The organism is Methylocystis rosea, from assembly GCF_003855495.1.
GTDB classification, from domain to species: domain Bacteria; phylum Pseudomonadota; class Alphaproteobacteria; order Rhizobiales; family Beijerinckiaceae; genus Methylocystis; species Methylocystis rosea_A.
In genome coordinates this window covers 3,040,968-3,067,422 of the sequence record NZ_CP034086.1, presented here as the reverse complement: position 1 = coordinate 3,067,422, position 26,455 = coordinate 3,040,968, and the positions used below count along the sequence as shown (strand labels likewise).

The 26,455-nt window shown below is 63.8% G+C and carries 20 protein-coding genes and 1 tRNA gene; 11 read left to right on the top strand and 10 right to left on the bottom strand.

The window, feature by feature from the left end; translation table 11 throughout:
• Positions 1-60 precede the first annotated feature (60 nt).
• Positions 61-3,228, bottom strand: a complete 3,168-nt coding sequence (locus tag EHO51_RS14845) for a helicase-related protein (protein ID WP_124739538.1) — start codon at positions 3,226-3,228, stop codon at positions 61-63.
• A 695-nt stretch (positions 3,229-3,923) separates the two neighbouring features.
• Positions 3,924-3,997, bottom strand: a tRNA-Gly gene (locus EHO51_RS14840).
• Positions 3,998-4,160: 163 nt separating this feature from the next.
• On the opposite strand from EHO51_RS14840, the gene EHO51_RS14835 reads away from it, so the two are divergent.
• On the top strand, positions 4,161-4,526 hold the full coding sequence (locus tag EHO51_RS14835; protein ID WP_124739537.1) for a TIGR02300 family protein: 366 nt from the start codon (positions 4,161-4,163) through the stop codon (positions 4,524-4,526).
• Positions 4,527-4,617: 91 nt separating this feature from the next.
• Here EHO51_RS14835 and EHO51_RS14830 read toward each other — a convergent pair whose 3' ends face one another.
• Positions 4,618-5,025: a MucR family transcriptional regulator gene (locus EHO51_RS14830; protein ID WP_124739536.1), complete on the bottom strand. Its 408-nt coding sequence runs from the start codon at positions 5,023-5,025 to the stop codon at positions 4,618-4,620.
• A gap of 287 nt (positions 5,026-5,312) precedes the next feature.
• On the opposite strand from EHO51_RS14830, the gene EHO51_RS14825 reads away from it, so the two are divergent.
• From EHO51_RS14825 to greA, 3 genes are all read left to right on the top strand, one after another.
• Positions 5,313-6,314, top strand: coding sequence for an MDR family oxidoreductase (locus EHO51_RS14825; protein WP_124739535.1), 1,002 nt, complete (start codon positions 5,313-5,315; stop codon positions 6,312-6,314).
• A gap of 7 nt (positions 6,315-6,321) precedes the next feature.
• Positions 6,322-6,822 carry a DUF1348 family protein gene (locus tag EHO51_RS14820; RefSeq protein ID WP_124739534.1) on the top strand — a complete coding sequence of 167 codons (501 nt, stop codon included), beginning with the start codon at positions 6,322-6,324 and terminating at the stop codon, positions 6,820-6,822.
• 169 nt (positions 6,823-6,991) lie between these two features.
• On the top strand, positions 6,992-7,459 hold the full coding sequence (gene greA, locus EHO51_RS14815; RefSeq protein WP_124739533.1) for a transcription elongation factor GreA: 468 nt from the start codon (positions 6,992-6,994) through the stop codon (positions 7,457-7,459).
• A 57-nt stretch (positions 7,460-7,516) separates the two neighbouring features.
• Here the strand turns inward: greA and EHO51_RS14810 are convergent, their stop codons facing one another.
• The gene (locus EHO51_RS14810) at positions 7,517-8,200 is read right to left on the bottom strand and encodes a ParA family protein (protein WP_124739532.1); all 684 of its coding nucleotides are present in this window, start codon (positions 8,198-8,200) and stop codon (positions 7,517-7,519) included.
• Between the two features lie 303 nt (positions 8,201-8,503).
• Here EHO51_RS14810 and EHO51_RS14805 point away from each other — a divergent pair, with 303 nt between their 5' ends.
• The 5 genes from EHO51_RS14805 to EHO51_RS14785 all read left to right on the top strand — a co-directional run bounded on the left by EHO51_RS14805 (position 8,504) and on the right by EHO51_RS14785 (position 16,627).
• Entirely contained in the window at positions 8,504-9,814 is a 1,311-nt protein-coding gene (locus EHO51_RS14805; protein ID WP_124739531.1) for a replication-associated recombination protein A, read from the top strand.
• 213 nt (positions 9,815-10,027) lie between these two features.
• Positions 10,028-11,227: an efflux RND transporter periplasmic adaptor subunit gene (locus tag EHO51_RS14800; protein ID WP_124739530.1), complete on the top strand. Its 1,200-nt coding sequence runs from the start codon at positions 10,028-10,030 to the stop codon at positions 11,225-11,227.
• A gap of 82 nt (positions 11,228-11,309) precedes the next feature.
• A complete protein-coding gene (locus EHO51_RS14795; protein ID WP_124739529.1) occupies positions 11,310-14,528 on the top strand; it encodes an efflux RND transporter permease subunit in 3,219 nt (1,072 codons plus the stop codon).
• Positions 14,529-14,530: 2 nt separating this feature from the next.
• Entirely contained in the window at positions 14,531-15,937 is a 1,407-nt protein-coding gene (locus tag EHO51_RS14790; protein ID WP_124739528.1) for a TolC family outer membrane protein, read from the top strand.
• Between the two features lie 144 nt (positions 15,938-16,081).
• A complete protein-coding gene (locus EHO51_RS14785) occupies positions 16,082-16,627 on the top strand; it encodes a hypothetical protein (RefSeq protein WP_245434614.1) in 546 nt (181 codons plus the stop codon).
• Positions 16,628-16,694: 67 nt separating this feature from the next.
• Here the strand turns inward: EHO51_RS14785 and EHO51_RS14780 are convergent, their stop codons facing one another.
• From EHO51_RS14780 to EHO51_RS14755, 6 genes are all read right to left on the bottom strand, one after another.
• Complete coding sequence (locus tag EHO51_RS14780) at positions 16,695-16,934, bottom strand: hypothetical protein (RefSeq protein WP_029648648.1); 240 nt, start codon at positions 16,932-16,934, stop codon at positions 16,695-16,697.
• Positions 16,935-17,263: 329 nt separating this feature from the next.
• Positions 17,264-17,545 (bottom strand): hypothetical protein, encoded by a 282-nt coding sequence (locus tag EHO51_RS14775; protein WP_124739527.1) that lies wholly within the window; start codon positions 17,543-17,545, stop codon positions 17,264-17,266.
• 152 nt (positions 17,546-17,697) lie between these two features.
• Positions 17,698-20,409 carry an aconitate hydratase AcnA gene (gene acnA / locus EHO51_RS14770; RefSeq protein WP_124739526.1) on the bottom strand — a complete coding sequence of 904 codons (2,712 nt, stop codon included), beginning with the start codon at positions 20,407-20,409 and terminating at the stop codon, positions 17,698-17,700.
• A gap of 92 nt (positions 20,410-20,501) precedes the next feature.
• Positions 20,502-21,938, bottom strand: coding sequence for an MDR family MFS transporter (locus EHO51_RS14765; RefSeq protein WP_124739525.1), 1,437 nt, complete (start codon positions 21,936-21,938; stop codon positions 20,502-20,504).
• A gap of 172 nt (positions 21,939-22,110) precedes the next feature.
• Positions 22,111-23,688: a RecQ family ATP-dependent DNA helicase gene (locus EHO51_RS14760; RefSeq protein ID WP_124739524.1), complete on the bottom strand. Its 1,578-nt coding sequence runs from the start codon at positions 23,686-23,688 to the stop codon at positions 22,111-22,113.
• Complete coding sequence (locus EHO51_RS14755) at positions 23,685-23,981, bottom strand: hypothetical protein (RefSeq protein WP_124739523.1); 297 nt, start codon at positions 23,979-23,981, stop codon at positions 23,685-23,687. Before EHO51_RS14755 ends, EHO51_RS14760 begins: the two co-directional genes overlap by 4 nt.
• 435 nt (positions 23,982-24,416) lie before the next feature.
• Here EHO51_RS14755 and ffh point away from each other — a divergent pair, with 435 nt between their 5' ends.
• Positions 24,417-25,955: a signal recognition particle protein gene (ffh, locus tag EHO51_RS14750; protein ID WP_124739522.1), complete on the top strand. Its 1,539-nt coding sequence runs from the start codon at positions 24,417-24,419 to the stop codon at positions 25,953-25,955.
• 58 nt (positions 25,956-26,013) lie between these two features.
• On the top strand, positions 26,014-26,373 hold the full coding sequence (gene rpsP / locus EHO51_RS14745; RefSeq protein ID WP_029648641.1) for a 30S ribosomal protein S16: 360 nt from the start codon (positions 26,014-26,016) through the stop codon (positions 26,371-26,373).
• Positions 26,374-26,455: the final 82 nt, after the last annotated feature.

The following is a 26,455-nucleotide window of genomic DNA, read 5'->3' as shown; positions in this document are numbered from 1 at the left end:
ATTGTCTGCCCGACTATTGGCAATACGATGGCGAAGCTAAGGGCAGAAGCGCAAGCGCCGCTATTTGCCCTTCTTCTCAAGCTCGGCCTTGAGAGCCGCAAGCTTGGCGAAGGGCGAATCCGGGTCGGGCTGGCGCTCGCGCCGCTCCGGCGCGGCGAAGCCTGCAGGGCGCCGGGCGCGAGCGTCATCGCGCGGCGGGCGGCCCTCGAAGCGCGGCTTTCCGGCCGGACGCCCCTCCTTGCCCGGAGCGTTGCCGGGCCGCTGGTCGCGGCGCGGCGGCCTCTGTTGCTTGTCCTCAGCGCCCTGACCGGGCGTTTGCCGATGCGCGCCGGCCTCGCGCGGGCGCGGAGCGGCATGCACGTGGCGCTGCGGACGCCAGATCTCGATGGATTCCGGCTCGGTCGGCGCGGCTTTGGCGGGCGCAGCGTCCAAGGCGGGCTCTTCCTGCGCTTCGGTCGCGGTCGCCTCTTCTTCGCGCGCCTCGGCGCTTTCTTCTTCCACGGCGACGGACGCTAGCGCCTCTGTCGCCGGCTCTTCCACGGCGGCAGGCGTCTCGACCTGCGCGTCCTCCGAGCCGGCCGGCTGCGACGCGAGAGCGTTCTCCGCTTCCGCGGCGGCGGGCGCCTCGGCGGCGGCGCCTTCGGCCTGAATATCCTCGCTCACGGATTCCGCTGGCTTGGCCGCGGTCTTTGGCGTCACCGGCTCCATCGCCGCCGCCGGCACGATCGCAACGGTAATGGCCGGCCCCGGGCGCTGCGTCGAAGCATAGCCGAGCGACTTCAGGATCGAGGAAAAAGCCTCGCCGGAACAGCCCGTGAGCGAGGTCATCGCGACGGTGACGACGAAGCCGTCGGCGTCGGCCGCGCCGGGCGGCGGCTCGCCCGCGGTGAGCCCCGGACGGTAGGCGATCGACGGCCGAATGAGATCGGCGAGACGTTCGAGAATGTCGACGCGGACGACGCGCTCGCCACACACTCGAAAGCCGGCGGCGCGGTAAAAGCCTTTGGGGATCGAAGCGTCGGCGGCGAAGGAGGTGCGTCCGGAGGCCGCCAGATGCGGCACTTCCTCAAGACCCCTCACGTTTTCGAGACCGCCGTGATGCAGGGCCCAAAGTAGCGCCGAAAGCGCGCGCGGCGCAGGCTTGAGAAGCGCGGGCAGATAGATGTGATAGGCGCCGAACCGCACGCCGAGCTTGCGCAGCGCGGCGCGGTCCTCCTGGGAGAAAGCCTTCACGTCCTTGGCGACGCGCGCGCGGTCCAGCACGCCCAATTCTTCGGCGAGCTGAAAGGCGACGCCGCGCGTCACCCCTTCCAAGCCTTCGCCCTTCTCCAGCTGCTCGAGCGGCCCCAGCAGCTTCTTGACATGTTGCGCGAGCCAGAGGTCGAGGCGCTGCTTGACCTTCTCCAGAGCCGGTCCTGTCAGCTGCTCGTCGGCAAGCACGCGCGTCGTCGGCGCGAGCACGCCAGCGCCCGAGGCGATTTTCCCCACAGGTTCGCCGAGCCAGCGAATCAGGCCGTCATTGCCGAGCGCGAAGGCGTCGTCGACCGCGTCGAACACGCGGGTCGCGCGCGCCTCGAATTCTCCAGCAAGCGCCTTCTGCGCCGCGGCGTTCAACGTCTTGGCCGCTTCGCCCGCCGCGCCGGGATCCGGCGTGAAGCGAAATCCCTGGAGGCTTCCGACATGCTGGCCCTCGACCAGAACGTCGCCGGCGGCGTTGATTTCGGCTTCAAGCATCGCGTTCTCTCTTAAGCGGCGCGCCAGCACGCTGGTGCGGCGGTCGACGAAACGCTGCGTCAGTTTGTCGTGCAACGCGTCGGATATGCTGTCCTCTACCCGACGCGCGACGCTCTGCCAATGCTGAGAGTCATCAAGCCAGCCGGAACGGTTGGCGATAAAACTTGCGGTACGCACTTGCGCGAGGCGGCTCGACAGCGTCGCGATGTCGCCGTCGATGCGGTCGACCGCTTCGATCTGCCGCGCCATCCAGTCCTCGGGGATCTTGCCGCGCCGGGCGATGAACGCGAATATGGCCAGCGCGAGCTCGGCATGAGCGGCGGGCGAAGTCTTGCGGTAGTCGGGGATTTGGCAGGCTTCCCAAAGCCGCGCGACATCGGCCGACGTCTTGGCGTGGCGCCGCGCGATTTCATCACGGCTCGCGGCTTCAAGCGCCCTTTGATCGTCTGCGACCCGGGCGCGCACCAGATCCGGATGCGCCGGGACCTGGTCGAGAGAATGCATGAGCGCGTCGATCGAAGAAAAATCGAGGGCGCTGGTGCGCCATTGCAGCGTCTTAACCGGATCGAAGCGGTGGTCCTCCAAAGCCTCGATCAACTCCTCGTCGAAGGGCGGGCAGCGGCCGGTCGCGCCAAAAAAGCCGTCGCTCATATGGCGCCCCGCTCTGCCGGCGATCTGTCCAAATTCCGCCGGCGTCAGCCTGCGATGGCGTAATCCGTCGAATTTGCGATCGGAGGCGAAGGCGACATGATCGACGTCGAGATTGAGGCCCATGCCGATGGCGTCCGTCGCGACGATGTAATCGACGTCTCCGCCCTGATAGAGCTCGATCTGCGCGTTGCGCGTGCGCGGCGACAGCACGCCGAGCACGACGGCGGCCCCGCCGCGCTGGCGCTTGATCAGTTCCGCGATCGCGTAAACCTCTTCGGCTGAAAAGGCGACGATGGCGGTGCGCGGCGGCAGCCTTGAGATTTTCTTGTCGCCGGCGAAGGAGAGTTTTGAAAGCCTCGGGCGCGTGAAGATCGGCGCGCCGGGAAAGAGTTCTGTAATGAGCGGCGCCATCGTGGCCGCGCCGATCAGGAGAGTCTCCTGGCGTCCGCGCCAGTGGAGCAGCCGGTCGGTGAAAATGTGGCCGCGGTCGAGATCGGCGGCGAGCTGGATTTCGTCGATCGCGACGAAATCCGCCTGGACGTCGCGCGGCATCGCTTCAACCGTCGCGACCCAATAGGCCGGCGCGCGGGGCTTAATTTTTTCCTCGCCGGTGATGAGCGCGACATTGTCCACGCCGACGCGTTCGGCGACGCGATTATAGACCTCACGCGCGAGCAGGCGCAGCGGCAGCCCAATGACGCCCGAGGGAAAAGACAACATACGCTCGATGGCGTGATGCGTCTTGCCGGTGTTGGTGGGGCCGAGCACCGCCGCCACGCCCCTGTCGAACGGCCTTGCGCGGGGGGCGGCGCGGCTCGTCGGGTAAGACGGCGCGACTGTCATTTTGTTCTTTGCTGCCTGACGCGCGCCGAAGCGCGCTTCGTTTCATATCGAAACTTAGAGCAGGGCGCGACTTTACCTTCTGAACAGCCTGCGAACGAATCGCGCCCGAATCGCTGACTCTCGCCGAGTCATGCTCTGTTCCAACAATATATGGACGCGCGGGCAAATCGAAACGCCAGAACTTGCGAGAACGGCCCGTCGATGGCGTCGCACGCGCTCTTGGCGAAAGAGTCGGCGGCGGACTCTTTTCCGCCCTTCTGTCAACGGCCAAGATTAGGCGGTTTGGCGTCTTGCGGTTAAGCTTTGGGATCAACCGGGAACGCAGCAGGCACGAATCGGCGGTCGATCTCAGTTGGCGTTGCGTTCCGGCGAGTTTCCGCCACCTCCCAGCGCCTCATCCGCGGCGTCGACGCGAGGAACGCGGCGCAAACATCCAAGAACGCTTAACGCCATGTCCTTCTCTGGGACGCATGGACGAGGCGGCGCGGCGTTCGCGCGCGCGGCGTCTCGACGTTGCGGCGGCTTTGCACGGCGCGCCTTTACGCGTCATTGGTAAACGGCAAGGTCGATTCGCGCATTGGCGAAACTCTAAACACGAGGCCGGAGAGGCTGTCGCAGCGGGCAAGGCGGCGCGGCCGAACGCAAAGAACAGCCGGGCCGTATCGCTCGCGCTGGGAAAGTTCACCGGAAGGGGATGGAGCGGGTGAAGGGAATCGAACCCTCGTATTCAGCTTGGAAGGCTGCTGCTCTACCATTGAGCTACACCCGCATGACCGCGATTCTATGCCAATCTGCGCGGCGCTTGGCAATGGGCGCGCAGACAATGCATTTCCCATTTGACAGCGAGGCGGGACGCCACTAACCGGAGCGCCCAAACAGTCTCTCAATATAGGCGGGGCGTTCCCACGCTGCTTCTCGAGGACCCATCGACCGTGGCAAAACCCGAACTCGGCGCCAAACGCCAATGTCAGTCCTGCGGGACGAAGTTTTACGACTTTAAAAAGGACCCGATCGCCTGTCCGAAATGCGGCGCGATTTATCAGGTGGTGGCGCTGACGCGAGCGGCGGCGCGCGCGCAACAAGAAGAAGAAAGCGAACTCGAAAAGGAGAGCCCTGAAACCGTGTCGCTCGAAGAAGTCGGGGAGACGGAGACCGTGGCGGAATCGATCGATGTCGAAGATGATGTGGAGATCGAAGCAGATGACGCCGAAGACGACACCTTCCTCGAGGAAGAAGAATCCGACGACGATGTCTCCGGATTGATCGACGGCGACATCGAAACCGACGAAGAGACCTGAACCGCGGACGTCGTCATCAGCGCTGGCCTGGCGCGACCGCGCGCCGCGGCTTTCAGGTCAATTGGAGAAAGGCGGCCGTTTGGCCGCCTTTTTATTTGCCGCGACGCCGGCGCTGCTGGCCGAGCCCCATCTGCTTGGCGAGATTAGACCGCGCCTTGGCGTAGTTGGGCGCAACCATCGGATAGTCGGCCGGGAGGCCCCACTTCTCACGATAGTCTTCGGGCGACAGCCCATACTGCGTGCGCAGATGACGCTTCAGCGACTTGAACTTCTTCCCGTCCTCAAGGCAGATGATGTAATCATTGGTTACCGAACGCTTGACGGGAATCGCCGGTTTCGGCGGCTCGGCGGGCGCCGCCGCGGAGCCCGCGCCAACGCGCAACAGGGCGTTGTAGACTTCGCTGATGAGCCCGGGCAACTCTCCGGCGGGGACTGAGTTGTTGCTCACATAGGCGGAGACGATGTCGGCCGCGAGTTCAATGTTGTTGGCTTGATTCATCGGATTGCTCACCACTTCCTGTTGAGACGGACGCCGCCCCCGTCGCCCTTGATCAATGCTTTGCTGCATAGAATCGTCGCTCTGCCGTTACTTGTTGACTGACTAACAGAATAGTGCGACTGCATCAAGAAATATTATGCACTATTGGCGCTGCCCAATTCAGCATAGTTGATCCGTCAGAATTTATGGGTTTACGGCCATGACGGCCTCATGTTCTCCTTTTTTTGACTTTTTTTCTCCGCTAAAAAGCGCTGGTTTGTCGCAGCCAACGGCGGAGGCGCAGCCCCATGACTGACTTCAGGGCCATTCGCATCGACAAAGACGATCACGGCCAACACGCCGATTACGTCGTCATGCGTGAGCGCGATCTGATGGAGGGCGATGTCGACGTGGACGTCGCTTTCTCGGCGATCAACTACAAGGACGGTCTCGCCGTGACCGGCGACGGACCGGTGGTGCGTCGCTTCCCGATGATTCCAGGCGTCGATTTCGCGGGCCGCGTCACGCGCTCCGCGCATCCGGATTTTGCGGCGGGCGACATTGTCGTTGCGACGGCGTGCGGCCTAGGCGAAGCGCATTATGGAGGCTTTGCGGAAAAGGCGCGGCTATCGGGCGATTGGCTCGCGAAACTGCCGCCGCCGCTGACGCCGGCGCGCGCCATGACGGTCGGCACCGCGGGACTGACCGCCATGTTCTGCGTGCTTGCGCTGGAGCGCCATGGCGCTCGGCCCGACGACGGACTCGCGGTGGTGACGGGCGCGACGGGGGGAGTCGGCTCTTTCGCCGTCGCATTGCTCGCCAAGGCTGGTTGGCGCGTCGCCGCCGTCACCGGACAGGCGAGTCAAGACGCCTATCTCAGACGCCTCGGCGCGTCCGAGATCATCGGCCGCGACGAATTGTCCGCTCCCGGAAAGCCGCTGCAAAAGCAGCGCTTCGCCGTCGGCGTCGACACTGTCGGCGGCGTCACTCTCGCCAATCTTCTTGCGCAGACGCGCTTCGATGGGGCCGTCGCCGCCTGCGGCAATGTCGGCGGCATGGCGCTTCCGGCGAATGTCGCGCCTTTCATTCTGCGCGGCGTGTCGCTGCTCGGCGTCGAAAGCGTGCGCCCGCGCATCGACTTGCGGCGGGCGGCGTGGACCCGAATCGCGCGAGATCTCGATCCCTCTACAATCGACGCCATGAGCGAAATCATCCCCTTCGATGCGGCGCTGGATCGGGCCCGCTCGATCGTTGGAGGAACGATTCGCGGACGCGTCGTCATCGACATGGGCCGGCATCTTCCGCTCTAAGATGCAAATGGTAAGATCGTCGTTCAAACGACGAGGAGCGTCCGTGTCGCGACCGCCCCTGCCGCCCTTCACGCTCGAAACCGCCACGCAGAAAGTGCGCATCGCTGAGGACGCCTGGAATACGCGCGACCCCGAGCGCGTATCGCTTGCCTATACGGTCGACAGCCGCTGGCGAAATCGCGCGGAATTTCTCGTCGGCCGCGACGAGATCGTCGCTTTTCTCACCCGCAAATGGCGCAGCGAATTGGACTATCGATTGATCAAGGAGATCTGGGCGTTTCGCGACAATCGGATCGCGGTGCGTTTCGCTTATGAATTTCATGACGACTTAGGCAGTTGGCGCCGCGCTTATGGCAATGAGAATTGGGAATTCGACGAGGACGGCCTGATGCGGCTCAGACTCGCCAGCATCAACGACCTGCCGATCAGCGAGAGCGAGCGGAAGTATCGCTGGCCGGCGGGCCCGCGTCCGCCCGATCATCCCGGGCTTTCCGATCTCGGCCTTTGAGCCGCCAAGCTAAGCCTTCGGAAGCGCGCGCGAATCGTCGCATTGCGGCGTCCATTTCTCGACAAGCGCGCCCGTCTCGGCTCTAATGCCCACGACGGCCCGCTTGGGCCGATTATTTTTGTTAAGGACGCTCGCCGCATCGGCGCGGCGAACCAAAGGTCAAAAGCGCATGAGTTCGGCTTTTACGAAAGAACAGGACGACGACAATCCGCGCGAGGACCTGCCTGACCGGCCGGTCAGTCCGCACCGCAATCTGGTCACGCCCGAAGGCCTCGAACAGATTGAAGCCGAGCTTACGCGCCTGCATAAGGAAATCGACCGCGCGACGGCGAGCGAAGACAATCACGCGCTCGCGCTGGCGCAGCGCGATCTGCGCTATTGGTCTGCGCGTCGCGCCAGCGCCGAAGTCATCCGGGCGATCGCCGATCATTCGCATGTGCGGTTCGGCCATCGCGTCGTCGTCGAACTCGAGGACGGCGAACGCCGCAGCTTCCGGCTCGTCGGCGAAGACGAAGCCGATCCGACCAAGGGGCTCATTCCCTATGTCGCGCCGCTCGCAAAGGCGCTGATGGGCAAGTCCGTCGGAGACAAGGCGGAGGTCATCCACCACAGCGCGCGAATCGTGGAGATCGGGTAGCGCAAGCGCGCCGATCATGCGCTGCGCGGTTCTCTCGCGCGATTCTCTCGATGACGATCAGGCGGCGTTCCTGATCGCCTTCGTCGGCTTCGCTGACGCCGTCTTGGCGGCGTTCGCCGGCTTTTTCAATCTGCGCTTGATCGAGGCCCAAAGCTCCCGCATCTCCTCCGCCGCGACGCCGTCGGGGTTATATTCGCCGACCCCTTGCCCGAGCCTCGCGGCTTCCTGATAATCGACGCGCGATGAAACGAGCGGCGCGAGAAGACCGCCCATGGCCTGCAACGCCTTGGCCCCGAGTTCGACGCGCGCGCTCTGTTGCGCCGGCGGACATTGGTTGAGCAGAAAGGCGTAGTCCTTGCCTTTCTCCTTCACGCGCATGCGCGTTGCTTCCGACGCCCACAGATCGAAGGCGTTGGGGCGCGCCGGAATGACGCAAAGATCGGCGGCGCGCACGGCCGCCGAAAGATAGTCGCCCTCCTGGCCTGGCGCATCGATAATGGCGAGCGTCACGCCCTTTGCCGCGAGCGCGGCAAGCGCCTTGCTCAGCTTCGCCGGCGGCACGTGTTCGACCGGGATGTCGGCGGCGCCGCGCGCGCGCGACCATTTGACCAGTGTTTGCAGCGGGTCGAGATCGATGATGAATACGCGTTCCCCAGCCTGACGCGCGGCGACGGCGACGCTGCTGGCGAGCGTGCTCTTGCCGGCGCCGCCCTTCTGGGTGACGAAAGCGATTTTGCGCATGTGCGACGGTCCAGTTTTTTGGTTGATGTCGACGCTGTGCACGCGAAGCTTAACGAATGAGATCCCAGCCCCGAATTCATTCACTGAATCGTAATACTTGCGGCAAGGTTAATCGAGGGTTAACGGCTCCGCTTTAGTAGTCGAGACTCTGATCAGGACACTCGTCGATGCTGCGATGACTGATCATCAAACTCGGGGCTGGGAGCGTTCGCTTCACCACGGCGCACGTTCCGCCGCGCTCCCTTTTTCTTCGGCTCCAGAGATTCTCGCGAGCGAGCCGCCCCGCTATGTTAATCAGTGACCATGTCCGATCTGTTCCAAGCCGCGAAGCTCGAAGAAGACGCGCCGCGTCCGCTCGCCGACCGATTGCGGCCGACGCGTCTCGATGAGGTGGCGGGACAGGATCACCTGCTTGGACCCGAGGGCGCGCTGACGCGGCTCGTCCGCGCCGGCGCGCTCGGTTCGCTCGTCTTCTGGGGTCCGCCCGGCACCGGCAAAACCACGGTCGCGCGGCTTCTCGCGCATGAGACCAAGCTCGCCTTCGTGCAGATTTCGGCGATCTTTTCGGGCGTCGCCGATTTGAAGAAGACCTTCGAGGCGGCGCGCGCCAGACGCGCGGCCGGCCAGGGGACCTTGCTCTTCGTCGACGAGATTCACCGTTTCAATCGCGCCCAGCAGGATTCCTTCCTGCCGGTGATGGAAGACGGCACGATCACGCTCATCGGCGCAACGACCGAAAACCCATCCTTTGAACTCAACGCCGCGCTGCTTTCGCGCGCCCGCGTCATGACCTTCAAGGCGCTCGACGAAGCGGCGATCGAACAGCTGCTCAAACGCGCCGAAAACGCCGAAGCCAAACCATTGCCGCTCGAAGCGGACGCGCGCGAAGCGCTGGTCGGCATGGCCGACGGCGATGGCCGCGCGGCGTTGACGCTCGCCGAGGAAATCTGGCGCGCGGCAAAGCCCGGCGAGATCTTCGATCGGACGGGGCTCGTCGACGTCGTGCAGCGCCGCGCGCCGATCTACGACAAGGCGCAGGAAGGCCACTACAATCTCATCAGCGCATTGCATAAATGCGTCCGCGGTTCGGATCCCGACGCCGCGCTCTACTATCTCGCGCGCATGCTCGCCGCCGGCGAGGATCCGCTGTTTCTCGCACGCCGCATCGTGCGCATGGCGGTCGAAGACATCGGCCTGGCCGATCCGCAAGCGCTCGTCGTCGCCAACGCCGCCAAGGACGCCTATGATTTCCTCGGCAGCCCCGAGGGCGAACTCGCGCTGGCGCAGGCGGTGATCTATGTGGCGACCGCGCCCAAATCCAACGCCGCCTATGTCGCCTTCAAGCGCGCGCAGCGCGTCGCGGAGGAGAAAGGCTCGCTGATGCCGCCGAAGGTCATCCTCAACGCGCCGACGAAAATGATGCGCGAAGAGGGCTATGGCGCGAACTACGAATATGACCATGATTCGCCCGAGGCCTTCTCGGGCCAGAATTACTGGCCTGATTCGCTCTCGCGGCAGAAGTTTTACAAACCGGTCGAGCGCGGATTCGAGCGCGAGATCGCCAAACGCATCGACTATTGGGATCGACTGCGCAAAGAGCGCGGCGATTCATGATTGGGTCGTGGCCGAGCTTTTCCTTTTAAAAACTGCTGCATGTGCGAAACAGCCGCGAGCCGCCGCATGGACCAAGCCCGCCAACTCCTTTAAAGAAAAATGAATCAACGCCGACGCGCGATATCCCCCTTGCGCCGCGGCGGCCAATGGCTCGAGCGGCGCGCCAATGCTACGCCCCTGCAGACCGATCGTGACGGAGCTGACTTCGCCATCATGACCCGTTATAGGTCCGTTCTGGTTCTTGCCGTTCTCGCGAGCCTGGCGATTGGCGCCGCGCTGCCGTCGCTCTTTGGCGCCATGCGCAGCCGCGTCGCGCCTGACCGCCAAAGCGAGACGATTCCGCCCGAGTCCGCCGACGGCGAAGTCCGGCTTTCCGCCGCTCAGATCGAAACGTCCAAGATCGCGATGGCGACGGTCGGCCCTGGCGTCATTACGCGGCGGATCACGGCGCCTGCGGCCGTGAAGCCCGATCCGGACAAAATCGCGCGCGTCGCCGCCAAGGTCGCAGGCGTCATCGAAGAGCTGCGCAAGCGTCTAGGAGACCAGGTCGCGCGCGGCGAAACCATCGCGATTATCGACTCCCGCGAAGTGGCCGAAGCAAAAAGCGAGTATCTCGCCGCATCGGCGAATTTCGATCTGCAGAATGTGCTTTTTCAACGCGAAAAAGGACTGTTCGAGAAGAAAATCACTGCGGAGCAGCTGTTTCTGAAGGCCAAAGCGGTCTTCATGGAATCCAAAGTGAAGCTCGATCTTGCACGGCAGAAACTCGCCGCGCTGGACATGAGCGAGCAGGAGATCTCCGCCCTGCCCTCCCAGGCGATTGCGGACCTTCGCCGCAAGGAGATCCACGCGCCGATCTCCGGGCGCGTCATCGAGCGTCTGGTCAGCGTCGGCCAGCCAGTCGGCGGGGAAGGTCAGGCGAAGGAACTCTACGTCATCGCGGATCTCTCTGTCGTAGAGGTCGAACTTGCGGTGCCTGCCGCCGATCTTGGCCTGTTGCGCGAGGGCCAGGAGGTTCGGCTGCAAAATGCGGAAGGTCGCGGATTCGAAGGCAAGATCACTTATGTCAACGCGCTGATCACGCGCGAGACGCGTTCGGGCCAAGTCCTGGCGCGCTTTGCGAATCCCGATTTCGCGCTGCGCCCGGGCAGCCTGCTGGAGGCCGATATCGCGCTCAAGGAGACCCGGGTGAAGCTCGAGATTCCGCGCTCCGCGATAATGATCGTCGACGGCAAGCCCAATGTCTTCGTTCGGACTTCCGCTGGCTTTATCAAGCGCGAAATCGAGTTGGGACGTGGCGATGATGACTCGGTCGAGGTCGTCGACGGCCTGAAAGAAGGAGAGGAGATCGCCGTTTCTAACGTCTTTCTGCTGAAGGCGGAGCTCGGCAAGCGGAGCATCCCGGAGGAATGATGCGCGCGGACGGCCTCTTGTTCTCGTCTCCATCGCTTCGACCGGGCGCCGCAATTGCGCCTTCGACCGCCAGTTGCCGTCGATGATCAAGAATCTCATCGCCTTCTCGGTCCGAAGCCGGTGGCTCGTGGTGTTGTTGACGGCGCTCGCCGTGCCGCTTGGCGTCTGGTCGCTCGTGCGATTGCCGATCGACGCGGTGCCGGACATCACGAATAACCAAGTTCAGATCAACGCCTTCGGACCGGCGCTTTCCGCCTTCGAGATCGAAAAACAGGTCACCTATCCGATCGAGAACGCCATCGCGGGAATACCTGGGCTCGAATATACCCGCTCGCTTTCCCGCAACGGCTTCGCCCAGGTGACCGCCGTCTTCGGCGACAGCGTCGATATTTATTTCGCCCGCCAACAGGTCGGTGAACGGCTCACGCTCGCCAAGGAGTATTTTCCACCCGCCGTCGAGTCGCATATGGGCCCGGTCGCCACCGGACTGTCAGAGATCTACATGTGGTCGGTCGCCTACGCGCCGCGAGGCGGGGATGAACCGGCGCCGGACGGAAAGCCGGGCTGGCAGAGCAATGGCGATTATCTGACGCCGGAGGGGCAGAGACTTCGCAACTTGGTCGAAATGACCGCGTATCTGCGGACGGTGCAAGATTGGATCATCAGGCCGTTGTTGCGCACCGTGCCCGGAGTCGCCGGCGTCGACTCGCTTGGTGGCTACGTCAAGGAATATCACGTTCAGCCCGACCCCGCGAAAATCTTCGCTCTCGGACTGTCCTTCGCCGATCTCGCGGGCATTATCGAGCGCAATAACATCAGCCGCGGCGCAGGCTACGTCGAGCGCAACGGCGAGGGCCTCGTCGTGCGCAGTCCGGGGCGGCTCGAGTCCATGGACGACATCGCCAAGGTCGTCGTGTCGACGAGAGGCGGCACCCCCGTGCGCGTCGAGGATATCGCGGAGGTGGGCGTCGGACGCGAGCTGCGCGTGGGCAGCGCCAGCATGAACGGCGAAGAGGTGGTGATCGGCACCGCGCTGATGCTGATCGGCGCGAACAGTCGTGAAGTGTCGAGCGCCGTCAATGCGAAGATGAACGAAATCCGGCGGCTGCTGCCGCCTGGCGTCGAAGTGCGCACGATCTTGAACCGCACCGTGCTCGTCAACGCCACGATCAAAACGGTCGCCCTGAATCTTGTTGAGGGCGCCGCGCTCGTCATCCTCGTGCTCTTTGTCATGCTCGACAATTTTCGCGCGGCGCTCGTGACGGCGATGGTCATACCGCTGACGATGCTGCTGCTCGGCATCGGCATGCATGTCGGAAAGATCAGCGCTAATCTGATGAGTCTCGGCGCGCTCGATTTCGGATTGATCGCCGACGGGGCCATCATTGTCACCGAGAACTGCTTGCGCCGTCTTTCGCAGCGTCAGAGCGCCTTGGGCCGCGCGCTCACGCTGGAAGAACGGCTGACGACCGTGATCGACTCGGCGGTCGAAATGCGGCGGCCGACCGTCTACGGCCAGGCGATCATCATCCTCGTCTATGTGCCGATCCTGACCTTTTCTGGGGTCGAAGGCAAAATGTTCCATCCGATGGCGATGACCGTCATCATGGCGCTCGCCTCCGAGTTCGTCCTGTCGCTGACGTTCTTTCCGGCGATGATCGCCATTGCGCTTTCAGGTCGCGTGCGCGAAACCGAAAACGTCGTCGTGAGCGCCCTCAAGCGCGCATATGAACCCATTTTGAAATGGGCGATGGCCGCGCCTTTGAAGCCGATCGCGCTGGGCGCGGGCGCCTTCGTCTTCGCGGCGCTTCTCTACTTGACGCTGGGCGAAGAGTTCGTGCCGACGCTCGATGAAAAAAACCTCGCAATGCAGGCGAACCGAATTCCCAGCGCGTCGCTGACGCAGTCGCAGGCGATGCAGTTCGAGATCGAGAGCGCGCTACGCAGTTTTCCCGAAGTCGACTATGTCTTCTCCAAGACCGGCACGGCCGAGATCGCCACCGATCCCATGCCGCCGAACCTGACCGACACGTTCATCATGTTGAAGCCGCGCGACAAATGGCCCAACCCAGGCCTCGACAAGGCGGCGCTGATTCAAAAATTGGAGGCGCGGCTCGCGCAACTGCCGGGCAACGCCTATGAGTTCTCGCAGCCCATTCAATTGCGCTTCAACGAATTGCTCGCCGGCGTGCGCGGCGACATCGCCGTAAAAGTGTTTGGCGAAGACTTTAACGTCACGTTGAAGGCGGCCAACCAAATCGCCGGCATTCTCAATTCGATCAAGGGCGCGAGCGACGTCAAGGTCGAACAAGTGGCCGGATTGCCGATCCTCGATGTCGCCGTCAACAAGGGCGCGATCGCGCGGCTTGGCCTCAGCGTCGCCGCCGTGCAGGACGTGATCGGCGCGGCGATCGGCGGACAAAGGGCTGGAGTGGTGTTCGAGGGCGATCGCCGCTTCCCGATTGTCGTCCGGCTGCAGGACAATTTGCGCGAGGACGCGCAGGCGTTGGAGTCCATTCCCGTCGCGCTTCCCGGAGCGACGAACGACAACGCGCCGGTCGTGCTGCTGAAGCAGGTGGCGAAATTTTCAATTGTGGATGGGCAGAACCAAATTTCGCGGGAAAACGGCCATCGCCGCGTCGTGGTCACCGCCAATGTGCGCGGACGCGACATTGCGTCCGTCGTCGATGAGGCGCGGGCGAAAATCGAGTCGAAAGTTATCCTGCCGCCCGGCTACTGGATTGCATGGGGCGGCCAGTTTGAGAATCTCGCGGCGGCGCGCGCGCGTTTGCTGTTCGTCGTGCCGATCTGCTTTTTCCTCATTCTTCTGCTGCTCTACTCCTCGCTCGGCTCGGCGCGCGACGCGCTGCTGGTGTTCACCGCGGTGCCGCTGGCGCTTTCCGGCGGCGTCGCCGCGCTGTGGCTGCGCGGCATGCCCATGTCGGTCTCGGCCGCGGTCGGCTTCATCGCGCTTTCGGGCGTCGCTGTGCTGAACGGCCTCGTCATGCGCACCTATATTTCGCAGTTGATCGCAGGCGGCATGGCCGAACGTCAGGCGATCTTCAAAGGCGCGATGACGCGACTGCGCCCTGTCGTGATGACGGCCCTCGTCGCCTCGCTCGGATTTCTGCCGATGGCGCTTGCCACGAGCACCGGCGCCGAAGTGCAAAAGCCGATCGCGACGGTCGTCATCGGCGGCCTGATCAGCGCCACGCTTCTCACTCTCGTCGTTCTGCCGGCCCTTTACGCGTTCTTTTGCCGCACGCCAGAGTCAGCTTCCGCGCAACAAAGCGGGGGCTGACCGTGAGCGTGCGCGGCGTCGCCTCGGTCCTGATCTGCTTCATTCTGAGCGGCGGCGCGTCCCACGCCGAAACCTTGATGGGCGCGATGTGTCGCGCCTATGACGCCAATCCGCAGCTCAACGCCGGCAGAGCGGAGCTGCGCGCGATTGATGAGAATGTGCCGCAGGCGCAGGCCGGCATGCGGCCGCGCGTTTCCGCCGACGGCTATCTCGGCGTGCAGCGCAATCGCTATATCACGCAACAACGGGACGTCGATCTCAACGACCCCACCCTCACAGCCCGCACGAAGAGCATCCAAAACGGCGGCAGCGTTCCTCGCTCCGCCCAATTGACGTTCGAGCAGCCGATCTTCGACGGCTTCAAGGCGCGAAACCAAACGCGCGCGGCGGAGTCGGGCGTCTTCGCCGGGCGCGAGCGACTGCGCCTGACCGAGCAACAGGTCCTATTTGACGCGGTCGCCGCTTATATGAACGTCTTGCGCGACACGGCGGCGCTCAAACTCCAAGAAAGCAATGTCGCCGTCCTGAGTGAACAACTGCGCCAGACGCGCGAGCGCTATCAATATGGACAGATCACGTTAACCGATGTCGCGCAGGTCGAGGCGCGTCTCGCAGGAGGAAAATCTCTCGCCAGCGCCGCGCGCGCCGCGCTCGACGCCAGCATCGGCGTCTATCGCAAGACGGTTGGCGTCGAGCCGACAAAGCTCGCGCCCGGCGCGCCTATAGATCGCTTGCTGCCGAAGTCGCGCGAGACAGCGGAGAGCATTGCGCAGATCGAACATCCGTTCATTCTTGCCGCTCTGCACGACGCCGACACCGCTGACCTCGACATCAAGGCGCTCGAGGCGGACTTCATGCCCAAATTGTCGATCGTCGGCGATATTTTCACGCAAACCGACATCGCCGGCATTGGGAACCGCAACATCGGCGGCAGCGTCCTGGGACATCTCAATGTGCCGATTTACGAGGGCGGCCTGACATCCTCCCGAGTGCGCCAAGCCAAGGAAACCGCCGGGCGGCGCCGGTTCGACGCCGATGTTGCGCGCGCCGAAGTTCTCTCGCTGGTGCGCGCCTATTGGGGCGCGCTGCAGGCCGCCAAAGCGCAGATCGCCGCGGCGCAAACGCAAATCGCCGCGGCCGAGCGCGCGCTTTACGGCGTGCGGGAAGAGGCCAAGGCCGGTCAGCGGACGACGCTCGAGATTCTTATCGCGCAGCAGGAGCTGCTCCACGCGCGCATCGCGCTGGTCTTCGCTCAGCGCGACCGCGTCGTCGCCTCCTATGCCGTGCTCGCTTCGCTTGGGCGGCTTTCATCGGCCTGGCTCGGTCTTACGCCCGGCGGTTATGATCCGGCGATCCACTTCGACCAGGTTAAGGATCTCTGGGGCGATCCGACGACGCCCGACCGTTAGAGCAGGTTCCCAGAAAGTTGACGGACTTTTTCGATGAGCGCCTGTTCCACCATTTTGATGTGAGCGATGCCTTATCGACCACGTGACTCCATGTGATCGGGAAGCGCTCTAGGACTTAAGACGCGCCGCGAATGCTGCGATAAGATGCTAGAGTTTAAAAAAGACGCGCCGCCGGGCGGCGAAATCATAAAGGCTGAGGGAGAGGACATCATGCGAGGCGCTTTCATCACGTTCGCTGTTGCGATGCTGCTGGCGTTGCTATCGGCGATCCCGGCCAATGCTTTTTGCATGTTCGGCTGCAATCCAACTGAAGCGCATGCGCGGCAGATTTTCGAGAACTTGCTGAAGCAGCGCGTCGACAAGCCGTTCAAGATCGTCGAGTTCAAACAGACGATGGCCGAGCGCCTCGAGATGCACGCCACCGGAGAAAAGGGCTACGAGATCTTCTTCAATGCGCGGGTTGAGTTTCCCGAAGGCGCAAATCTCGAATGCAAACCTGACGAGGCTGGAAAATTTCCCGAAGGCTGTTCGCCAAGCAATCATTATGTAACTGCGCCGCGCAGTTCCGATCCCCCGGGCAAGCAATATATCGCGCCCGGTTCAACGGTTCTGTTCGATGAGGAATATCGCTTTTATGAAGCGGCCAGCGGCTGGAAAGGCCCGGACGGCAAAGTCTATACGGCGGACTGACCAAAAAAACGGGCGCGCATTAAATGCGCGCCCCGTCTAAACCCGACCTCGCTCGCGAGGCTCGGCCTTATTGCTCTTTGGTGTTCTGCGGGCAGCCGCAGGCGGCGTCACAGGCCTTTTTATTGGCGCGGACTTCGCTCTGGTTGGCGCCGTAATTCATCTTACGGGCCAGATACTCGTCGTCGCATTTTTCGGCGCATTTGGCCTGCTTGTCTTCGTCCGCATTGTGGACGTCGCAATCCGCGAATGCCGGGCTGATCATGCCGGCGACAAGGAGAGCCGCCGTCATAATGGCGTATTTATTCATTTGGTCGTTTCCTTCACTTGCCCGTTGGGCGTCTAGACTGCGCTTGCGCTCGACCCCTCCCGCCATGGAACAGCAACGGCGTCACATAACGCAATAAGCGGCCGGACGATGTCGTAAGTGGCCGCTCATGTCAATTGCGCGTCACTGGCGCCATGTCTCAAGCCGCTTCGTCGGTCTGCGGCGCGGTTCGCGAAAAGCCTGTTGTTTCCATGTCCTTGACGAACACGAAGACGCGGCGTGACGGCTGTCCGACGTTTGATTGGCGCAACGGGAAAAGGGCGCGCGATCGCTCGCGCGCCCTTATGCCGCTGTTCGAACCAATGAGACTGTTAAAGGCCCTTCGAGTTCTGCGGGCAACCGCACTTGTCGTCGCACGCTTTCTTGGCGGACTTGATCTTGCTCATGTCCGCCGTCCAGCCCTGCTGGTCCTTGAGATAGGCGTCCTCGCACTTGCTGGCGCAAACGGCCTGATCGTCTTCGGCGTGCGTGTCGCAGCTGATGCGCGTCGCCTGGCTCGGTGCGCGCAAACCGACACCGGCGTCGAAGGCGAACGACGGCGCGGACGTCGCCAGGAACAGGGCGGCGGCGGCCGTAAGGGCGTATTTATTCATATGCTGATTTTCCTCTTCTTCGCGTCGTGAGCTTTTTTGTTATTGTAGAGCGCTGCGTTGAAGACATTGCAACCGCAACGGCTCGAAACCAACGCAAAGCACAGCAACGCTGTCGGAGGACATCGACTGAGTCAATGGTTTTTTGTCGAGATCTAAGGGGCGAGTTGTCGCAACACATAAGCAAGGATGCCGCCATTTTTGAAGTATTCTAACTCGTCGAGCGTATCGATGCGCGCGAGCAGCGGCACAGTCTTCGTGGACCCATCCGGGAATGAGATCGAGGCGACCAGCGTCTTGCGTGGCGCAAGTCCCTCGCACAAGCCATGGATGGTTACGGTCTCATCGCCTTTGAGTCCGAGCGTGTCCCAACCTGTCCCCTCCGCAAAGGTGAGCGGCACGACGCCCATGCCGACGAGATTGGACCGGTGGATGCGCTCGAAACTTTTGGCGATCACGGCGCGAACCCCAAGCAGCATGGCGCCCTTCGCCGCCCAGTCGCGCGACGAGCCATTGCCATATTCGGCGCCGGCCATGACGACCAGCGGCGCGCCCTCGTCGCGGTAGCGCATGGCGGCGTCATAGATCGGCATGATCTCGCCGCCCGGATAATGCTTGGTCAGTCCGCCTTCCGGCGTGAGGCCTTTCGCATCCCGCATCATGTGATTCTTGATGCGGATGTTGGCGAAGGTGCCGCGCATCATCACTTCATGATTGCCGCGACGGGTGCCGTATTGATTGAAGTCGGCGGGCGCGACGCCATGCTCCACCAGCCATTGGCCGGCGGGCGAGGCCGCCTTGATCGAGCCGGCGGGCGAGATGTGATCGGTGGTGATCTTGTCGCCAAAGAGCGCGAGGATGCGGGCGCCGACGATATCTTCCACAGGCGCGGGCTCGCGCTGCAGACCGACGAAATAGGGCGGGTCGCGCACATAGGTGGACTGGTCGTCCCACGCGTACGTCTCGCTGCTTGGCGCCTCGACGGCGCGCCAGTGCGCGTCGCCCGAAAAGACGTTTGCGTAGGTCTCGCGAAACAGATTGCGCGTCACCTGATCGCGGACGAAGGTCGCGATTTCCGCATTCGGCGGCCAAATGTCGCGCAGATAAACCGGCGCCCCGGCGCTGTCGTGTCCGAGAGGCTCTTTTGTCAAATCGATCGCCATCGTGCCCGCGAGCGCATAGGCGACGACGAGCGGCGGCGAGGCGAGGTAATTCGCCTGGACGTCGGGATTGACCCGGCCTTCGAAATTGCGGTTTCCCGACAGCACCGAGGCCGCGACGAGATCATGCTCATTGATTGTTTTGGAGATCGCCGGCGGCAGCGGCCCGGAATTGCCGATGCAGGTCGTGCAGCCAAATCCCACAAGATTGAAGCCGAGATCGTCGAGATATTTCTGCAATCCGGACTTCGCGAGATATTGCGCGACAACCTGGCTGCCCGGGGCGAGCGAGGTTTTCACCCAAGGTTTCGCCTTCAGTCCGCGCGCGACGGCGTTGCGCGCCAGCAATCCCGCGCCGATGAGCACGCTGGGGTTGGACGTGTTGGTGCAGGAGGTGATGGCCGCGATGACAACGTCGCCATGGCCGAGATCGAAACTTTCGCCTTCGACCCCATAGCGCTGCCCGAGTCCGTCTTCCTTCTTATATTCGCTCGCGAGCGCGCCGAGAAACGCCGAGCCGACTTCGGAAAGCGCGGCGCGGCTCTCGGGACGCTTTGGGCCGGCGAGCGACGGCGTCACCTCCGCAAGATCGAGGCTCAGCGTATCGGTGAATTCGGGATCGGGGGCGCCGGACTCGCGCAGCATCCCTTGCGCCTGGGCATAAGCTTCGATCAGCGCGATGCGGTCGTCGGCGCGCCCGGACATGCGCAGATAGGAAAGCGTCTCCTGATCGATGGGGAAGAAGCCGCACGTGGCGCCATATTCCGGCGCCATATTGGCGATGGTCGCGCGATCGGCGAGGCTGAGATGATCGAGCCCTTCGCCAAAGAACTCCACGAATTTTCCGACCACGCCCTTTTTGCGCAGCATTTGCGTCACGGTCAGGACGACGTCCGTCGCCGTCACGCCTTCCTGCGGCGCGCCGGTGAGCTTAAAGCCGATCACTTCCGGCGCGAGCATCGACAAAGGTTGGCCGAGCATCGCGGCCTCGGCCTCGATGCCGCCGACGCCCCAGCCAAGAACGGCGAGGCCGTTGATCATGGTCGTATGCGAATCGGTGCCGACCAGCGTGTCGGGATAGGCGAGTTCGACCGTCTTGCCGTCGATGCGCTCGGTGCGCGTCCAGACGGTCTGCCCGAGATATTCGAGATTGACCTGGTGGCAAATGCCGGTGCCGGGAGGCACGACGCGGAAATTGTCGAACGCCGACTGGCCCCATTTCAAAAATCGGTAACGCTCGCCGTTGCGCTCATATTCGAGTTCGACGTTGCGCGCGAAGGCCTGCGGCGTGCCGAAACTATCGACGATCACCGAATGGTCGATGACGAGATCGACGGGCACGAGCGGGTTGATCTTCTGCGCGGTCCCGCCGAGCGCGACGACGGCGTCGCGCATCGCCGCAAGATCGACGACCGCCGGCACGCCAGTAAAATCCTGCATCAGCACGCGCGCCGGCCGGAAGGCGATTTCGCGTTCCGTCTTGCCTTTTTCCTCGAGCCATTTCGCGAAGGTTTCGATCGATTCCCTGGTGACCGAACGGCCGTCCTCGTTGCGCAGCAAATTTTCGAGAACGACCTTGAGCGAATAGGGCAGGCGGGAGACGTCGCGAAGCCCGTTTTGCTCCGCCGCCCTCAAAGAGAAATATTGATAAGACCGATTCCCGACGACGAGCGTCTGGCAGGCGTTGAAACTATTGAGAGAGGCCATGAAAGGGTCCTTGCGGCGCGGGAAGGCGGAATCTTTCTAGAAAATTCCATGCCATGGGGGCAAATAGAAAAGACGCGAGCAAAATCGACCCGTCAGCTGCGCCGCTCGCCGCGCAGCGGCCGCTCCTCCATACGCGCGAGGAAAAGCAGGGACAGGCCCACGCAAACGGCAAGCGCCAGAAAAACGAGGCGAAAGCTCGAAAACAAAGCGGCGCCGTCGACGTCCGTCTTCATCTCCTCAAGCAATTGCGCGCGGCCGCCGCCAATCGCCAGGGCGGCGAAAAGCGCGACGGCCGCCCCTGCCGCGAGCTGCCGAAAGAATTGCATCGAGGCCGTCGCCGTCCCCAAATCGCGCGAATCGACCGCATTCTGCACCGAAACGGTGGCGACAGGCAGCATTGCGCCGATGCCGAAGGTCGTGACGGTGAGCAGGGCGTTGAGCCAAAACAGCGAGCGGCCCGAGCCCATCATCGCCGCCGCGCCCAGCGCGGCGAGAGCGCCGGCGCCGAGCCCGAGGAGCGGAGCTGTCTTGTAATGCGTCAAACGCCCCATCAATCGTCCGGAGATTGTTGCGCCGGCGACGGTGCCGACCATCAGGGGAATAAGCGTCAGCCCGGATTCGCTCGCATTCATCCCGCCGCAGATTTCATAATAGATGGGCATCACGACCGAAAGTCCGACGAAGCCGCCGAGCCCAAAGGAGCTCGACAGAATGGCGTCGCGAACGATTCGCAGTCGGAGAATGCGTAGCGGAATAAGCGGCTCCTCGGCGCGCGCCGTGCGCCAGGCGAAAAGCGCCCAGGCGAGGGCGGAGGCGGCAAGGATCCCGACGATCGGCGCCGACCGCCATGGATAGCGCACGCCGCCCCAGCCGAGCGCCAGCACGAGAAGACCCGAGCCGGCGATCAGCAACATCGCGCCCAGATAATCGACGCGATGCGGATGGCGCCGCTCCGGCACCCGCTTCAACCTCGAATTGACGATCAGCAGCGCGGCGAGGCCCAGCGGCAGATTGATCCAGAAGATCAGCGACCAGTGCCAATATTGCGCAAAAATGCCGCCGAGCGCCGGACCGGCGATGCTGGAGGTGATGAACACCGCGGCGAAATAGGACTGATATCGGCCGCGCTCGCGCGGCGAGACGAGATCGGCGACGATCGTCTGCGCGAGCGAGATCAGGCCGCCGCCGCCAAGTCCCTGAATGACCCTCGCGCCGGCGAGCGCCGCCATGCTCGGGGCCAAGGCGCAAGCGACCGATCCGAGCACGAAGGTGATCACGCCAATCAGAATGACGCGCCGCCGCCCGTAGACATCGGCGAATTTGCCGTAGAGCGGCGTCACCACCGTCGCCGCGATGAGATAGGCCGTCACGATCCAAGGCAAATCCTGAGGATCCCCAAGGTCCGCCGCGATGGTCGGCATGGCCGTGACCACGATCGTCTGGTCGAGGGCCGAGAGCAGCATCGCGAGGCCGAGCCCGAACATGACCTGTCGCAGTTCGGCGGCGTTTGGCGGCGGGTTAGCGGACATGGCCTCGGGGGAACAGCTCGGGGAGCCTTAACTACAGTGTTGCGGCGCCGAACGAAACCCTCCCTGCCTTAGGGCAATTGGGTGAAGGATAGTTTTCCTCACCCTCGTCCTTCGAGACGCGTGCTGCGCACGCTCCTCAGGATGAGGAAGCTCTTCACCCGACCGCCCTGCCTCAACGGTCCTTGCCGATGATCCGCAGCAGCGCCGCCGGCTCTTCGAGACCCCGCAGCAGCGGGTCGTCGGCGCTTTGCGGCCTTTCGCGCGCAAGCGCCCGCAGCGCCTGTTCGGAGGCCACAGTTCGCGGCGCCAAGCCGCGCCGTTTTGCGATGGCGAGCCGTTCGGCCTCGAGCGCGCGCAGCAGCCGCGCCTCGGCCACCGTCAGCGGCGGCTCCTCCTGCCGCCTCGGCGCGTCGATCGGCGCGGGCGCGAGTTCAGGGAGATCCGCCTCGCCTTCCGAAATGTCGGCGCGCGCGGCGAAGCCGCTGGCGAGCGCCGCGCGCCACCCGAGGGCGAATGATGAGAGGCGGCGGGGCCACGCCAGCGGTCCGCCGCGGCAATGGTCGCAGCTGCCGCAAGGCCCGCTCGCTTCGCCAAATTCCGCGAGGAGACGCTGAAAGCGGCAGCCCGGCGCCGCCGCGAGCCGGGCCATCGCCTGGCGTCTGGCGTAATCGCCGGCGGCCGCGTCATTGTCTTGCGCCGCATCCGGAACGCGCCAGCGCAGCGCCAGCTCCGCGGGCGAGAACAGAGTCAGCGCGCGGGCCGGCGCGCCATCGCGTCCCGCCCGGCCGATCTCCTGATAATAGCCCTCGACCGAGGTCGGGAGATCCGCGTGAATGATGAAGCGCACGTCGGGCTTATCGACGCCCATGCCGAAGGCGATGGTCGCCACCATCACCGCGCCCTTGCGGGTAAAGAAAGCGTCCTGGCTCTCCGCGCGCGTGTGGGCGTCGAGCCCCGCGTGATAGGGCAGCGCATCGAAGCCGAGCCGCGAGAGCTCGCGAGCGAGCGCGTCGGTCTTGTTGCGCGAGTTGCAATAAATGATGCCGCTTTCCTTCCCGGCGCTTCCGCCTTTGCGCGCGAATTCGACGATCTGCCGCAGGCCGGCGCGCTTCTGCGCGAAATCGAGCGATAGATTGGGCCGCGCGAAGGAGCGCTGAAAAATCTCGGGCGGCCGCGCAAACAGCGTGCGGGCGATGTCGTCGCGGGTGCGCGGACCGGCCGTCGCGGTGACGGCGAGCATCGGCGGCGCGCCGAGCTTTCGCGCAATCTCGCCGAGCGCGCGATAGTCGGGGCGAAACTCATGGCCCCAATGCGAGACGCAATGCGCCTCATCGACCGCGAAGAGTTTTATGCGAATGCTGCGCAATAAATTCTGCGTTCCGTCCTGGGCGAGACGCTCGGGGGCGGCGTAAAGCAGCTTCGCCCGGCCCGATGCGACGGCGTCGATCGCGGCCGCCGCTTCGTCGTCCTCCTGCATGGAGTGGAGCGCGACGGCGCCAATCCCAGAGTCGGCGAGGGTTCGAAGCTGATCGCGCATCAACGCGATCAGCGGCGAGCAGACGAGAACAAGTCCGCCGCCGGGAGCTGCGGCCGGCAGCTGATAGAGGAGCGATTTGCCGGAGCCCGTCGGCATGATGGCGATGACATCGCGCCCAGCGAGCACGCTCTCGACGACCTCCGCCTGACCCGGCAGAAAATCCGCGAAACCGAAATTGCTGCGCAGCAATTCTCGCGCGGACAGCTCCGTCATGGCGCCGTTTGCGACAGCAGCGCCTCGGCGATCTCGCGCCATTCTTCTTCAAGCGGGCCCTTATGCGGTTCTTGTCCCGCCCGGCGATACCAGTAGGCCGCGTTCGAAAGATCGCCTTCCTTGCGATGGAGATAAGCGTGAACCCACATGCTCTCGGGATCGGCTTTGTCGTCGACGCATTTATGCGCCGCGTTCCAATCTCCCTTGGCGTCGAACCAGAGCGCGCGCAGCGGCGGCAGGAGAGCCGGACAGTCGCCTGAGGAAAGCGATTCGAGAAAGGCGTCGAGGGACATGGTTTTCAGCTCAAATATGGAAGAACGCAATGTTAGCCGCAAAACGCGATAACATTTCAGTTGGAATTCGACGGCCCGCTGCCCAGCGTTTAGCGTGAAATACCTCCCCCTTGCGGGGGGTCGGCGGTCGAAGACCGCCGGGTGGGGTCTTATACGCTGAGTGTGCGGATGACCCCACCCGTCCCCGCTTCGCGGGGCCACCCTCCCCGTCAAGGGGAGGGATGCGCAAACGCCCAGCATTGACCCGTTTGCCCGTCAGCGAGGCCTGCACGACGTTGACTCCCGCGTGCGCCCCGCCTAAACATCGGCGCACAACTCGAAAGAGAACCCTAACACACGCCGAGCCGCCCCAGAGGCGGCAGGCCAACGCCCGGCAGCGCGATGCGCCCCCGGGCGCGTTTTGCTTTGGAGCCTTCGCGCTCGCGGGAGAACAGCATGTTCGAGAGCCTTTCCGATAAGCTCTCCGGCATTTTCGACAAGCTCACACGGCGCGGCGCGCTTTCCGAAGCCGACGTCAACGAGGCCCTGCGCGAAATCCGCCGCGCGCTGCTGGAAGCCGACGTCGCGCTCGACGTCGTGCGCTCCTTCACCGACAAGGTCCGCGACCGCGCGGTCGGCGCCGGCGTCATCAAATCGGTGACGCCCGGCCAGATGGTCGTCAAGATCGTCAATGACGTGCTGATCGAGACGCTTGGTCAGGACGCGGAGCCGATCGATCTCGTCGCCGCGCCGCCGCTCGCCATCATGATGGTCGGCCTGCAGGGCGCCGGCAAGACGACGACCACCGCCAAGATCGCCAAGAGGCTCAAGGAGCGCCACGGCAAGCGCACGCTGATGGCCTCGCTCGACGTCAAGCGCCCGGCGGCCCAGGAACAGCTCGCCGTGCTCGGCCGGCAGGTCGAGGTGGACACGCTGCCGATCGTGCCGGGCCAGACGCCGGTGCAGATCGCCAAGCGCGCGATGGAGGCGGCGCGGCTGCAAGGCTACGACGTGGTGCTGCTCGACACTGCCGGCCGCACGCATATCGACGAGCCGCTGATGGCCGAGATGGCGGAGATCAAGACCTCCTCCAAGCCGCATGAAATCCTGCTCGTCGCCGATGCGCTCACCGGCCAGGACGCCGTCAATCTCGCCCAGAATTTCGATGAGCGGGTCGGGCTGACGGGCATTGTATTGACGCGTATGGACGGCGATGGCCGCGGCGGCGCGGCGCTCTCCATGCGCTATGTCACCGGCAAGCCGATCAAGCTCATCGGCGTCGGCGAAAAGATGGACGCGCTCGACGAGTTCTCGCCGACGCGCATCGCCAACCGCATTCTCGGCATGGGCGACATTGTCGCGCTGGTCGAAAAGGCCGCCCAGGCGATCGACGCCGAACAGGCCCGCAAGGCCGCCGAGCGGATGGCCAAGGGCAAGTTCGATCTGCAGGACCTCTGCGATCAGCTCGCCCAGGTGGAAAAGATCGGCGGATTGGGCGGCATCATGGGTCTGCTTCCGGGCGTCGCCAAGATGAAGGATCAGATCGCCGCGTCCGGTTTCGACGACAAGATGGTGCGGCGCCAGCGCGCCATCATCCTGTCGATGACGCCGAAGGAACGACGCAATCCGGATCTGATGAAAGCCTCGCGCAAGAAGCGCATCGCCTCGGGTTCGGGCGTCAAGGTCGAAGAGGTCAACAAGCTCCTCAAGCAGCATCGGCAGATGGCCGATCTGATGAAGTCCTTTGGCGCAGGAAAACGCGGCGGCGGCATGATGGGCAAGGCGGCGCAAATGATGGGGCTCGGCCCCGGCATGCAGATGCCGTCCCAGGAAGAGCTGCAGCAGCTGCAGGCCAAGCTTGGCGTCCAGCAGCCGAAAGCGCCGCCCGGCGGCGTTCCGGCGGCGCCGCCCCCCGATCTTCTCGCCAAGCCAAGCCTGCCGGGGCTCGGCGGCGGCTTGCTCAGCGGATTGAACCCCTTCGGGAAGAAGAAATAGCAAACCGGCGACTGTCGTCGCCGGTCCCCTCACTCACCAACGCAACAGGAACGAAAACATGTCCCTTAAAATTCGTCTCGCCCGCGGCGGCGCCAAGAAGCGTCCCTTCTATCGTGTGGTCGTCGCCGACTCGCGCTCGCCACGCGACGGTCGCTACATCGAGAAGATCGGTTATTTCGATCCGTTGAAGGAGAAGGACGCGGCCGACCGCCTCGTGCTCGACACGGAAAAGGCGAAAGCCTGGATGGAGAAAGGCGCGCAGCCGACCGATCGCGTCGCGCGACTGCTCGATGGCCTTGGCGTGATGAAGCGCGAAGCGCGCAACAATCCGCAGAAGGCGCAGCCCAAGAAGAAGGCGCAGGAGCGCGCCGCCGCGGCGGCCGAGGCCGCGGGCGCGGCGGAAGCGCCGGCGGCGTAATGCAGCGGGCTCATACCTCCCCCTTGCGGGGAGGTCGGCGGTCGCAAGCAAGTTTACGCAGACTGCGTAAACTTGCCTGCGG